Here is a 12,208-nt window from a genome sequence, read left to right as displayed (position 1 = left end):
GGCCGGCGGGCCTGACCTGGATCGGGTCAGGAGGCGGCGCGCGACGTGCCGTGGCGACCCGAAACGGGTCAGCGGCGCCGCTCGGCCGGCGGGGTGACCCGGATCGGGTCAGGGGGCGGCGCGCGACGTGCCGTGGCGACCCGAAACGGGTCGGCGGCGCCGAGCGCCTGGCCACGCGCAGGCGTTACCTCGAGCCCGGACCGCGCAAGCCGGCGAGAATCCGGTCGAGCGACTGCGGCGGAACGCGGCGGATGAGATCCCCGTGCGCGGACAAGCGGGCTTCGATGTTGCGAAGGTGGAAGTCGGACGGCTTCACCCGGGGATGGAGCTCGTCGTAAAACAACGGCGTCGACACGCTGCCGCCCTTCTTCGCTCGAGGCGTGTATGGCGCGGACAACGTCTTCCCGTACCAATGCTGCAAATAATCGAAATAGATGAGCGTGCCGCGGTCCTTCTTCAGCCGCTCGATCGTGAACAGCTTCGGATGCGCCTGCACGAGGTAGTCGCCGAGAAATTTGCCGATGGAGCGAAGCTGCTCGAACGTATAGCCGCGCCGAATCGGGACGTATACCTGCACGCCGGTCGCGCCGGACGTCTTCGCGACGCTCTGCACGCCGAGCGAAGCCAATAGATCGACGACGATCTTCGCCGCTTCCATGATCCGCGGCTCCTCCTCGAGCGTCGGATCGATATCGATGAGCCATTCCGCGGGCAGTTCGTCGTTCAGGTAATGCAAGGACGGATGAAATTCGAGGCAGGCCAAGTTGCCGAGCCAGACGAGCGTCGGCAGCGAATCCAGCACGATGTAGTTAATGTCTCCGAGCGGCGCCGTCTTGACGAAATCGGGCGCGCCTTTGGGGCAATTTTTCTGATAGAAAAATTCGTCGCCCACGCCGTGCGGCCAGCGAATCGTCGTGAGGTACCGGTTCGAGGTGTAAGAGAGCAAATAAGGCGACAGGGCGATGAGCCGATCGAGGAATTCCAGCTTCGTGATCCCGACGTCGGGCCAGAGCGGCTTGTTCGGATTCGTCACGGTCAGCTCGTGCCCGTCGATGGTGACGACGCCTTTTTGCGATTTCGAAGGGGCATGCGCGGGGCTCATCGGGAAAACCTCCTTGGCTTGGAGCGGCGATTTTCCCTAGTATGAGCCAATCGAGGCGAGAGCACTCGCCTTAGTGGATGTCCTTTTTCTTGAACCGGCCGCCCTTCACGTCATGGATATTGCCGACGGCCAGGAACGCCGCGGGATCGAGCTCGTCGACGATCGTCTTCAGCTTCGCTTCCTCGAGACGGGTGACGACGCAGAAGATGACTTTCTTCGCGCCGCCGGTGAACGCGCCTTCGCCGTTCAAATACGTGACGCCGCGGCCGAGGCGCTGCATGATCGAGCTGCCGATCAGCTCGTGATTTTCGCTGATGATCCACACCGCTCGGGACTCGTCGAAGCCCTCGATCGTAATGTCGATCATTTTGAAGGCGATGAAGTAGGCGATCAGCGAGTACATGGCGCGATCCCAGCCGAAGACGAAGCCGGCGCTGCCGAGGATGAACAGGTTCAGGAACATCACGATTTCGCCAACGGAGAAGGCCGTCTTCTTGCTGAACAGGATGGCGACGATTTCCGTGCCGTCGAGCGAGCCGCCCGAGCGGATGACGAGGCCGACGCCGATGCCGAGAATAATGCCGCCGAAGACGGCCGCAAGCAGCGGATCGATCGTGATCGGAGGGATCGGGTGCAGATAATAGGTGCCGACGGACATCACCGCGACGGCGTACAGCGTAGAGACGGCGAACGTCTTGCCGATCTGTTTATAACCGACGAATAAGAACGGAAGGTTGAGCAGCATCAGGAAGATGCCCAGCGGAATGTTCGATAAGTGGGAGGCGATGATCGAGATGCCGACGATGCCTCCGTCGATAATGTTGTTCGGGACGAGGAAAATTTCGAGGCCGACGGCCATGAAAGCTGCGCCCAGCGTAAGAAACAACGCTCTCCGAAGCACCTTCGCCTTGGAAAGCTTGTTATGCTGCGCGGCAGCTTGCGGCTGTACGGCCGCTTTCACCTCTGTGCTCATAAGTCATTACTCCTCTCCATGATGGGATTTCGATTTCGGATGCGAAAGGTCGAGGGCGAATTCCGAGGCGATCTCGTTCACGATCAGATCGATCGCGGACAGCTGCCCTTGCAAATACTCGCGTTGGCCGTCGAATTCTGCCCGTTCGAGCTGCTGCTTCAGCGTATCGCGGCGAAGCGTCAGCATCGAGATATAATGTTCCACCTTAGATTTGCGGAACGTTTCCGCCATGGTCGGGGACACCCCTTTACGCGTGTTTATTACTACAATTGTATACCGATGTATACAATCCTGCAAGAAAAAGCCTCTTGCATGGCGGCAAGAGGCTTCCCGTTACGATTCCGCAGGCGCGGCGGCGACGGCGGATCGTTCCGCGGCGCGCTTGATCTCGACCTTGCGCACGCGGTGCTTCTCCTTTTCCAACACAACGATGTCCAAGCCGCCGAACGAAAGGCTCTCGCCTTTCTCGATGTCGGGCGACGCGCTGTACACCCAACCCCCGATCGTATCGACGTCTTCGCTGTCGAGGTCGGTGCCGAGCAGCGCATTGACCTCGGACAGCAGCACCGTACCGTCCACGATGTAATGCGACGATTCCGCGATCATTTCGATCTCTTTGCGCTCGTCCGCGTCGAATTCGTCGCGGATTTCGCCGACGATCTCCTCGAGAATGTCTTCGATCGTAATGAGGCCGGCCGTCCCGCCGTATTCGTCGACGAGAATCGCGATGTGCACGCGCGCCGCCTGCATCGTCTTCAGGAGCGACTTCACCGGCGTCGCGTCGGACACGGTGAGCGCCGGCTGAATGACCGACTTCCAATCGAAGTCCGGGTTGCCCCGGTATTGCATGAACAGCTTCTTCGTGTTGACGAAGCCGACGATGTTGTCCTTGCTTCCCTGCGCGACCGGGAAGCGGGTATATTGTTCTCTCCAAATAATTTCGATGTTTTCTTGGAGAGTGTTCTCCATATATAAGCAGGCCATGTCGGTTCGAGGCACCATGATTTCCCGAGCGGACAACTCGTCGAACGTGAAGATGCGGCTGACGTACCCGTATTCCGTATTGTTGATTTTCCCGCTCTCGAAGCTGTCGTTCAGGATGATCCGAATTTCCTCTTCGGAGTGAGCTTCCTCGTTCTCGCTCGCCGGCTTCAAGCCGAATACCCGGATGAGGCGGTTCGCGGAGCCGTTCAACAGCCAAATGAACGGATATGCGATGCGGTGAAACCAGATGATCGGCTGCGCGAACCAAAACGACACCTGCTCGGCTTTCTGAATCGCAAGCGATTTCGGCGCCAGCTCGCCGACGACGACGTGCAGGAACGTAATGAGGACGAACGCGAGCACGAACGACACCGGTGCAGAGATGCTCTCCGGAACGCCGAAGTCGTGGAACAGCGGATGAAGCAGCTCCTCGACCGTCGGCTCGCCCAACCAACCGAGACCGAGCGCCGTAATCGTGATGCCCAGCTGACATGCCGAAAGATAAGCATCTAGATTGCTTGTAACCTTGCGAACGGCGAGCGCGTTCTTGCGGCCTTCCAGAACCAACTGATCGACGCGGCTCGACCGGAGCCGGATGATTGCGAATTCCGTCGCAACGAAAAACGCGGTCAAACCGATAAGCAAAGCTACCAAAAACAAGTTTAGCGCCATGAGTACCTCTCTTTTCTGAGATCAATAAACGTTGAACCATTTAAATAAGTTCTTATGAACTCATTTTATGACCTCGAGCGGGTTTCAGGCAATGTCGTTGTGAGGCGGTATGGGCGTATCTCGGTCCGTTTCGGGGGAATAGGCGGGAGGAACCCGCCGTTTCGAACGTTGACAACCGATTGCGACGGTTCTATGATGGTTCACGTGAACTTGAAATTATCGAATGGCCGAGGAGGGGACCGCATGGAATCCTTTACGCTGACGCGCCGCGAGGCGGCATCACTGCTGCTGTCGCTGCAAGGACGCATCGATCGCACGCCGCTCGCAGTGATGCAGGAGGCCTGGCGCCGCACGCATCCGACCGCGCTGCCGCCGGTGTTCGAGAAACTACTGAAGTCGCAAAAGCCGGACGGACTGTCGTTAACGGATATTGTGTCCCTCGGCAATCGAATCGAATATACCAATATTTCGATTACCGGCGCCCAGAACTGGGTGAAGCGGGACTTCAAGGAGTTTCTCGGCTCGCCGCGGTGCGGGAAGAAGTATTCGTTCGAGCAGGCGGCGCTGCTGTTCATCATCGAAGACCTGAAGACCTGCCTCGACTTCGAGTCGATCCGCAGCTTGTTCCACATCTTGTTCGGCAAGCCGGACGACGATACCGACGACATTATTCATCCGACGGATTTGTTTCATACGTATTCCTCACTGTTCGAGGAGCTCGACAAGAACGACGATCAGCTGCTCGACGTCAGCGGACACGAGACGAGCCTGCGCAACCGGGACGCGCTTATGGAGAATATGATCGTGCTGCGCACGTCGCAGTATGTAGAGAAGCACACGGCGCTGTCGAACGGGGAGCGGGAATCGCTGCGCAATGCGCTCATTATCGCGCTCGTGTCGGTGCAAGCGGCGTACTTCCACGCGCTGTCCCGACGGTATATGAACGCGACGATGTTTCTGCACGGGAAGGAATAAGTCTCCGATTTTCCGGAAAATGAACCAGGCCGAGCGCCGACGCCATCGCGTCGAGCTCGGCCTGGGCTCGTTAGGTGGGCGCGGCGAGGAACCGCTCCAGCGCCGGCGGGTCCGCCAGCTTCGGATGGCGGAGCAGCCCGTCCGCCGTCACTTCGAGGCCGGTGACGGCGACGAGGAAGGGACGGTCGAGCCAGACGACCGTCTCCCGCTTCAGGTCGGCGGGCGCGGCGCCGCCGGCGAAGGGGCTTTGCGCGGCGCGGTGCGAGGTCGCGTACGCGGCTAGGGCGGAACGGCTTCGCTCGTTCAGCCCGAGGGAGGCGCGACCGAAGTAGGCGCCCTCGTGTACGAGCGCGAGGCTCGCCACGCGGCCCTCGCGGAACACGACGCCGATGCACTGGGCGTCGTACCGCTGGATCGCGCGCTTCTTATACGCGTCGCGATGCTTCTTGCCCTCCGCGTACGGGGCGGACAGCCGCTTGCTGACGATGCCCTCCCAGCCGCGTTCCTCGACCCAGCGCCACAGCCCGGGGCCGTCGTCGAACAGATCCGTCACGAACAGCGACGGATCGCCGTCCGGCGGGAACGCCGCGCGCAGGCGGGCGTACCGTTCGGCGTACGGCAGGCTTCGCAAGTCCTCGCCGTTCGCGGCGAGCAGGTCGAACAGCACGTACGAAACCGGCTGCTCGGCGCTCGACCGGGCGAGCGCGGCGGCGGCGCGGGTGCGCTCGCGCTGCAGCACCTTCTGGAAGACGGGCCGGCCGAGCGCCGCGTCGAAGTACACGATTTCGCCGTCGAGGACGTAGGAGCCTTCGACCTGTCGAAGCCGACGGACGACCTCCGGGTACGTATCTTCTTTGCGAAGCAGCTTGCGCGAATACAGCTCGACGCGGCCGTCGTCGACGACGGCGAGCGCGCGGACGCCGTCCCACTTCAGCTGGTACCCCCAGTCGGGGCCTTCCGGGATGTCGTCCCGCGAGATCGGACCCATCGGCTCGGCCGGCAGGACGAAGGGGACGGGAGGCGAAGACATGCGATGGTCCTCCTATCGGCGTGACGTTGTTTTAGATCGTGGCGGCGGCTTGGACGAACCGATCCCTCACGTCCATCAGACGACGCTCGATGCTCGTCGCCTGACGCCGGATGAGCAGGATTTCCTCCGAGCTCCAAGCTTTCGGCTGCCGCGAAAATAAATTCATGTGCCCGATGACGCGGCCGTTGTGCAAGAGCGGTACGGTACAGAACGATCGGAGATCGGCCTTCAACAAGTCCTTCCGATGATTAAGCGAAATTAGATGCTCGCTCCGGTCGACGTCGCCGATCGGCACGACGCGCTTCACGTATTCGGGAGTTTCTCCGTCGACGATGTCGCCGATCACGAAGAGGCCGTTGGCGTATTCGGAAAAATGCTTCGGCACGCTCGGATCGGCTCCGACCCAGAGCCGCTTCTCGGCCGAATCGAAAAAATACACGCCGATCGTTACGTCCCGTTCGGAGAACAACCGCTCCGTCGAGAGACAGAACCGATTCAGGAGCAGCTTCGTATCCATGTAAATATATTGCTCCGGCCCGATCCATTCCTCTCGATACAACTTCAGGAAATGATTGGAGACGTCGGATTCCTGCGGAAGCCGTCGGTCTAACGTCTCGAGCGCCCGACGAATGTCTTTCGTCAGCTTGAAGGTTCGTAGAGACGTAATTACCCGGTCCATCTCCGGTCACCTCATCCTATTGGGTACGGACGGCGCGTCGTTCCGTCCGTACTTCGTCGCTTGCGCATTCTTAAGAAGGCCGAGCACCAACTCCAACTCTTCGTCCGTTAGCGGTTCGCCGTTCCAATGCAATGCCGTCTTCCCGGTCGTCTCCATCCGGGAGGCAGCCGCCAGTCCCGGTTCGACGCTCAGCGGATGCGGCCGGTCGGTCAGGCCGAGCAAATAGTCCGAGGTCACGTCGAACAATCGCGCGATCGCGGCCACGGTGTCGAGGGACGGCTCCCGTTCGCCGCCTTCGTATCCGGCGACCGTGCTCTTCGCGATGCCGATGCGCCGCCCGAACTCGGCCATCGACAACCCGTTCTTCTTTCTTAGTTCTCTTAACCGAACCCCGAATAAGGTCATATGGATCGCTCGCTCCCAATAATTAGTTTGTACGCAGAGGACCAAACAATATAACGAGTGAAGTTCGCGAATCGCGAACGTTTTGCGAGAAAATAGTTCTTCCGTCTTCCAACGTACTGTCGCCTTCATACGTCAAGTTGTCAGTATTATAGCATGAACCGTGCGGATCTACCTATCGATCGACGACGACAGAAGAGGCTGTCCCCGGTCCGAATCGGACGGAGACAGCCTCTTCGTCGTTAGCGCGTGCCGATCGGCGCTTTCGGGCGCCCGCGGGGCGCGGGGCCTTCGGGCGCCGGCGCGCCTTGCGGTCCGGCGCCGGCGGCTCGGCGCTTCCGCTTCGGCGGGGCGGCGGGCGGCATGACGGCGCCCTCCTCCGTCACCGGGATCGGCGGCGCGCCCCGATCCGCGGCCGCGGGCGGCGGTCCGCCCTGAACGGCTTGCAGCGATGCCTGCAGCGCGGACATGAGGTCGACCACGTTCGTCCGGCGCGGCTCCGGCGCCACTTCGATGTCCTGCCCCGCGATCTTCGCTTGGATGAGCCCCATCACCCGCTCGCGGTAATCGTCGCGATACTTCGTCGGATCGAACGGAACGGACAGCTGATCGATCAGCATCTTGGCCATCGTCAGCTCGCGCTCGCTCACGACGCCACGGGTCATATGCACGTTCGGAACGTTTTGCGCCGAACGGACCTCGTCCGGATAGAAGATCGTCTCCATGCTGATGCACCCGTCCACGATGCGGATCGCCGCCAGCGACGACTTGTTGCGGATCGTCACCTTGGCGATGCCGATCTTGCCGGTGTCCGCGAGCGCCGCGAGCAGCAGGCCGTAGGCGTTCGCCCCGGTGTCGCCGGGACCGAGATAATACGTTTTCTGAAAATAGATCGGGTCGATCTCGTGCAAATTCACGAAGTCGACGATTTTGATTTCCCGGCTCGCGTCGGCGGCGAGAGCGTCGAGCTCGTCCTTGTCGAAGCGGACGAAACGCCCCTTTTCATACTCGTACCCCTTCATAATCGCCTCGTTCTCGACCGGCGCCTCGCAGTGCGGGCATCGGCGGCTGTAGGAGATCGGCGTGCCGCACACCCGGTGCAGCATGCGCATGGAGATGTCTTTGTCCTCCGTCGCGGCGTACATCTTCACCGGAATGTTGACGAGGCCGAAGCTGATCGCGCCTTTCCAAATCGTATGCATGCAAAGAAGCCTCCCGTTTCTCGTTTCGGTTAGTATAACCAAAACGCGGGAGGCTACCGCGAAGCCGTCAGCTGACGATTTTTTCGATTTCCACGTCGACGCGCGACAGATCGAGAAACTCGGACCCGATGCGGACGAGCGGCTGAAACAGCTCCGTCGTATGGTTCATGACGATTTCTCCGATCCGGCCGTTCGACAGCAGCGCTTCCTTGCCGATGAAGTTCGGAATCATGCGCCGGATGAACGTCTGCGCGATCTTCGGATCGAGCTCGCTGAAGCTTAAAGCGTATAACTCCTTCAACACGACGAACAGGTCCTGCTTCTGCTGATACACTCGCGACGAAATCATCGCGCTGTAGACGTCCGCGACCGCGACGATCTTCGATGCCGGCTGCACCCAATCGTACGTGATGCCGAACGGATACCCTTCGCCGTTGGCGCGCTCGTGGTGCTGCAGCGCCGCGTAGGCGGCCATGCGGTCGTTTAAGCTTTTCATAATGATTTCATAGCCGTATTCGGTGTGCTTCTTAATTTGCGCGTATTCCTCGTCGGTCAGGCGCGAGGGCTTGAGGAGAATCGTCCGATGAATCTTGCTCTTCCCGATGTCGTGCAGGAAGCCGGCCTTGCCGATCTCGTAGGCTTCTTCCTCCGCGTGGCCGAGCCACTTGGCGATATAGTAGGAGAGCATGCCGACTTGAATGCAATGCTCGTAGGTATAGTCGTCCTTGGAATTGAGCGTCAAGAGAAGGCCCACGATATCGGTTTCCTGCTGCATCGATTCGATCAACGGGTCATAAGACTTGTCGATCTCCTCGGGCGTCACGAAGCCGACATGATACGCTTGGTCGAACATCGACTTCATCCGGTCGACCGCTTTGTCGTATTGAGCTTGGAACGGCGGCTCGGGAACGTGCCCCGACGACGCATCGTTCGCCCTTGCGTCCATAATTTCGACGTATTCGATTTGATGTCTGAGCAGCAGGGCGATATGAACGTCCGTAATGACCGTGCCCGGCGCCATAATATGGAGTCCGGTCGGCGCGAAAACATGCTGCCGGAGCATGTCGCCCGCATGAAGTTTCGTTACGTGCAGCCGCATAGGAAGCACCTCTGATTGTAAGTTGCCCATTTATGATATAGCACTTTAGCCTTATTGTCGACACAAACTAATGCGCAAGTCATAGGGACAAAGGGTGAGGGGCGAATCGTCGGCGTACCTCTGGCGATGTTCGGTTGACGGCCACTCGCGGCGTCGAATAACGCTCGATACCACGCCCTTGTAGTCCAGCCTTGAGTGATTTCGTGATGCGTTATCCGCGCAATCAAACGAGCGAAGGACCGCTATCTGTTTACTCTCGAAAGTCCATCGTTTACCATAGATGAATAGAGTTGTGTTTCACATCAGTGCATGGAGCAAAGGGGGTAAATTACACATGTATGATCGAGGTTCCGAACGCTCTAGATCGGTTGCTCCTAAAGAGGGCGGTTCCGTAACTCAAGGGAAACTCGAATCTCCGTTTGTTCCCACAAACGGGCACCGTCGGATGCCGCATACGCCCGATGTCTTGCAGCTACAACGGACGATCGGCAATAAAGCGTTCGGCCGTTTATTAAAATCTGGCTTGGGACGGATATCTCGCTCCGACGGAGGCGCAACCGCCATTCAACGCAAGCCATTAAGGTGGGACCAATTCGAATTAACGAGCGACGAGAAGGCAGATTGGAAGTCCCACAAGACACAAGGAGAAACGAAAGACTTAACCATGGAGCAGGTGAAGAATGAAGAAACCCTTCCACAATTTATGTCTTGGGGTTACGGTGCGAAAGTGGAAGGGACGGTGCAAGGAATGGATTCATGGAAGACAAGTATTACACCCAAGTCAAAATATAAGTTCGGAAGCAAGGGCTTGGAAGCCAAAAAACTAGGTCCGGATCATCCGTACGGAACGCAGGCGAAAACGTCAGATCACGACGAGATCGCAAAAAAGTTGCAAACCATCGCCGAGAAAGCCCGTAGCGGTAAACTGGCTGCCGATGAGAACTACCAGGCGGTAACGATTCTGTCGCCGAATTTAGGAGGCGACGGTTCTAAGATTACTCATGTTTTGCTTCTCCCGCCAACTGCAGCGAATCAAGTCCGTGCCACCTACCAAAATATCGAGAAGTTGGTTAATAATGCGATGTCGTGGATGTATTTCGCAGGCGATGTTACGTACGAGCAGGATAAAAGAACCCCCTATGCAAAAAAAATAGTAATCCAGTATTGGGAGCTGGATGAAAAAGGCGTTGAGGTCGGGGGGACGAAACAATATTACGAAATCGAGGTGCCTTCTCCATCGAAATACGGTCAAACAAAAGCTGCAGCACAATCGAAAACACCGAACAATCTACCGGCGGGAAATGTCCCTAATAAAGCGGCAGATCCGAATAACGGAGCGAGGAGAGATGACAAAACATCGACCGGATGGGCGACCCGACTGACTTTCGGCCCTACCGAGCCGTCGACTGGAGACGGTACGTTCATGGAAGCCAACCCTCTTGGACCCGATCACAAAATTGGAGAAGAACCGCTTAATGGGAAAAACCATGTCTGGAATAGGCGTACGAAAGAACTAGCGGAAATAGCCAAAGCGGGCCAGAAACACCCTTACGTCGCCGGACATTTGCTGAATCATCATTTGGGCGGTCCCGGAAACGATGCGCGCAATTTGGCACCTATTCCGATTGATGCGAACGGCGAACACGAGAGAGAAGTTGAATCGTTTATTAAAGAGATGGTCAATGTGAATAAAGCCTGGATGTATTATAGAGTGGATGTCGTAGAAGGGAATGACGGGTCGGTCAAATATCCGAAGGAGTTAACATGCGTTTGGTATCAGATCGGCGTCGACGGGAATGCTGTTCCGGGAACGAAGGGCGCCAAAACGATTTCCATAAAAAAGCCGACCGAGTACAACAGTACCGAGTCATCGGTGAAGGATAATAGCTCAGAGAGTAATGCTAAATCCCCGCAAGCTGGAGCGCGTACGAAATTCGCGTACAACGAAGTGCTGCTCGATGATGTGGTATCGTTGAGACATCAGCGAAGAGTGATGGCGTCGTTTGTTGCTAAACTGGATCGTCTTGGGCTAAACCATCATTTTCATAACGAGGATTTGTCTCAACACGTAGAATTAATTTTGGCTAAATTTAAACCTACGCAGGCTGAAACCGAAGCATTGCATCGAATTGGAGAAATTGGGGCGGAGATCGAGTCAGTCGGGACCTCGCTTCAAAAAATGGAAGCGTTGCTGCCCGGATTAAAGAAAGACTTGCTTGAGTCGATTACTACGGCTCAAATAGAAATCGATAACCGGCATAACGAATCGTTAAAGGCCGCCAAGGAGTTTCTTGACACTCGTTACAGTGAAACTCTTGCAAAGGAACTCCATTCAGCGTTGGAAACAGCGCAAAAGAATGACAAACAAGCGTTTGAAAGAACTGATAAGTTGGCGGGAGATTTGTTACGTTTAATCGGATCTGCGATTGGCAAAGCGAAAGAACATCATGGCCAACTTATAGACGCGGCTAATCAGGTGCGGGAGTGGATCGGTAAAGATCGAATCGATCCGGAGGACGATGTCGAAAATCTTGATAATGAAATTTTGACCAGTTTTAAGGAAGGAGCGAAGAACATGGTCGACATTTTCAAACGTCCGGGTTCCCCGGGACAAATGACTGGATTCGCGGAGAGGTTGACAGGTACAAAATACGACAACGCAGATGAAGCGCAAGTAGGAATATTGGAGTACAGTGCGAATATTGAGAGAGGCCACAATGCGGGCGTAAATTATGAAACGATTCCCCCGACGAATCGGCTGCAGGAAATGGAAGCCTTGTTGCTTGAAAAGGGAACAAATTTGCCGGAATGGGACAAAACTACAAAGAATAAGGTAGCGACAAGAATGAAAATGATTCGTAAGGGTTTCGAGCCGGATGCCATTCCCGAGGTTCGGGAAGAGGCGAAAGAAATGCTTGAAGATGCGTATAGAGCATCTATAAACGATTTCAAGGAATACTTGGATTGGCTTAAGAAGAAATAATTATCGTTTACAGCCTTCGCGAATTCGAAGTTCCTCGGACGAGACGCGTTGTTCTATTTTTTTGCTTCGAGGGCATAACGGCTCCGCCTGGAATGATTCCGCCTTCG

The 12,208-nt window shown here is 57.0% G+C and carries 11 protein-coding genes; 2 read left to right on the top strand and 9 right to left on the bottom strand.

Annotated features, from left to right (window positions below; translation table 11 throughout):
* Positions 1-184: 184 nt before the first annotated feature.
* The 4 genes from RIN49_RS22515 to RIN49_RS22500 all read right to left on the bottom strand — a co-directional run bounded on the left by RIN49_RS22515 (position 185) and on the right by RIN49_RS22500 (position 3,731).
* A complete protein-coding gene (locus RIN49_RS22515) occupies positions 185-1,102 on the bottom strand; it encodes a DNA polymerase domain-containing protein (RefSeq protein ID WP_309122399.1) in 918 nt (305 codons plus the stop codon).
* Positions 1,103-1,172: 70 nt separating this feature from the next.
* On the bottom strand, positions 1,173-2,075 hold the full coding sequence (locus tag RIN49_RS22510) for a YitT family protein (RefSeq protein WP_309122398.1): 903 nt from the start codon (positions 2,073-2,075) through the stop codon (positions 1,173-1,175).
* Positions 2,076-2,081: 6 nt separating this feature from the next.
* A complete protein-coding gene (locus tag RIN49_RS22505; protein ID WP_309122397.1) occupies positions 2,082-2,306 on the bottom strand; it encodes a hypothetical protein in 225 nt (74 codons plus the stop codon).
* A gap of 102 nt (positions 2,307-2,408) precedes the next feature.
* Positions 2,409-3,731, bottom strand: a complete 1,323-nt coding sequence (locus RIN49_RS22500; protein WP_309122396.1) for a hemolysin family protein — start codon at positions 3,729-3,731, stop codon at positions 2,409-2,411.
* A gap of 243 nt (positions 3,732-3,974) precedes the next feature.
* Between RIN49_RS22500 and RIN49_RS22495 the strand changes: the two genes are divergently transcribed.
* On the top strand, positions 3,975-4,706 hold the full coding sequence (locus RIN49_RS22495) for a DUF1836 domain-containing protein (RefSeq protein WP_309122395.1): 732 nt from the start codon (positions 3,975-3,977) through the stop codon (positions 4,704-4,706).
* A gap of 70 nt (positions 4,707-4,776) precedes the next feature.
* On the opposite strand, the gene RIN49_RS22490 is transcribed toward RIN49_RS22495, so the two are convergent.
* The 5 genes from RIN49_RS22490 to RIN49_RS22470 all read right to left on the bottom strand — a co-directional run bounded on the left by RIN49_RS22490 (position 4,777) and on the right by RIN49_RS22470 (position 9,118).
* Positions 4,777-5,736 (bottom strand): ATP-dependent DNA ligase, encoded by a 960-nt coding sequence (locus tag RIN49_RS22490; RefSeq protein WP_309122394.1) that lies wholly within the window; start codon positions 5,734-5,736, stop codon positions 4,777-4,779.
* Between the two features lie 31 nt (positions 5,737-5,767).
* Positions 5,768-6,415: a GAF domain-containing protein gene (locus RIN49_RS22485; protein WP_309122393.1), complete on the bottom strand. Its 648-nt coding sequence runs from the start codon at positions 6,413-6,415 to the stop codon at positions 5,768-5,770.
* A 6-nt stretch (positions 6,416-6,421) separates the two neighbouring features.
* Positions 6,422-6,820: a helix-turn-helix domain-containing protein gene (locus tag RIN49_RS22480; protein ID WP_309122392.1), complete on the bottom strand. Its 399-nt coding sequence runs from the start codon at positions 6,818-6,820 to the stop codon at positions 6,422-6,424.
* Positions 6,821-7,059: 239 nt separating this feature from the next.
* Positions 7,060-8,019, bottom strand: coding sequence for a non-homologous end joining protein Ku (gene ku / locus RIN49_RS22475; protein ID WP_309122391.1), 960 nt, complete (start codon positions 8,017-8,019; stop codon positions 7,060-7,062).
* 67 nt (positions 8,020-8,086) lie between these two features.
* Positions 8,087-9,118 (bottom strand): HD-GYP domain-containing protein, encoded by a 1,032-nt coding sequence (locus tag RIN49_RS22470; protein WP_309122390.1) that lies wholly within the window; start codon positions 9,116-9,118, stop codon positions 8,087-8,089.
* A gap of 334 nt (positions 9,119-9,452) precedes the next feature.
* Here RIN49_RS22470 and RIN49_RS22465 point away from each other — a divergent pair, with 334 nt between their 5' ends.
* Positions 9,453-12,101, top strand: coding sequence for a hypothetical protein (locus RIN49_RS22465; protein ID WP_309122389.1), 2,649 nt, complete (start codon positions 9,453-9,455; stop codon positions 12,099-12,101).
* Positions 12,102-12,208: the final 107 nt, after the last annotated feature.

Source organism: Paenibacillus sp., from assembly GCF_031177825.1.
Classification (GTDB): domain Bacteria; phylum Bacillota; class Bacilli; order Paenibacillales; family YIM-B00363; genus Paenibacillus_AE.
This window is presented reverse-complemented; position numbering and strand designations above follow the sequence as displayed.

Coding starts and splice junctions, on each gene's coding strand:
- ku (WP_309122391.1), bottom strand. CDS start 8,019: ATGCATACGATTTGGAAAGGCGCGATCAGCTTCGGCCTCGTCAACATT.
- RIN49_RS22485 (WP_309122393.1), bottom strand. CDS start 6,415: ATGGACCGGGTAATTACGTCTCTACGAACCTTCAAGCTGACGAAAGAC.
- RIN49_RS22505 (WP_309122397.1), bottom strand. CDS start 2,306: ATGGCGGAAACGTTCCGCAAATCTAAGGTGGAACATTATATCTCGATG.
- RIN49_RS22480 (WP_309122392.1), bottom strand. CDS start 6,820: ATGACCTTATTCGGGGTTCGGTTAAGAGAACTAAGAAAGAAGAACGGG.
- RIN49_RS22465 (WP_309122389.1), top strand. CDS start 9,453: ATGTATGATCGAGGTTCCGAACGCTCTAGATCGGTTGCTCCTAAAGAG.
- RIN49_RS22470 (WP_309122390.1), bottom strand. CDS start 9,118: ATGCGGCTGCACGTAACGAAACTTCATGCGGGCGACATGCTCCGGCAG.
- RIN49_RS22490 (WP_309122394.1), bottom strand. CDS start 5,736: ATGTCTTCGCCTCCCGTCCCCTTCGTCCTGCCGGCCGAGCCGATGGGT.
- RIN49_RS22515 (WP_309122399.1), bottom strand. CDS start 1,102: ATGAGCCCCGCGCATGCCCCTTCGAAATCGCAAAAAGGCGTCGTCACC.
- RIN49_RS22510 (WP_309122398.1), bottom strand. CDS start 2,075: ATGAGCACAGAGGTGAAAGCGGCCGTACAGCCGCAAGCTGCCGCGCAG.
- RIN49_RS22500 (WP_309122396.1), bottom strand. CDS start 3,731: ATGGCGCTAAACTTGTTTTTGGTAGCTTTGCTTATCGGTTTGACCGCG.
- RIN49_RS22495 (WP_309122395.1), top strand. CDS start 3,975: ATGGAATCCTTTACGCTGACGCGCCGCGAGGCGGCATCACTGCTGCTG.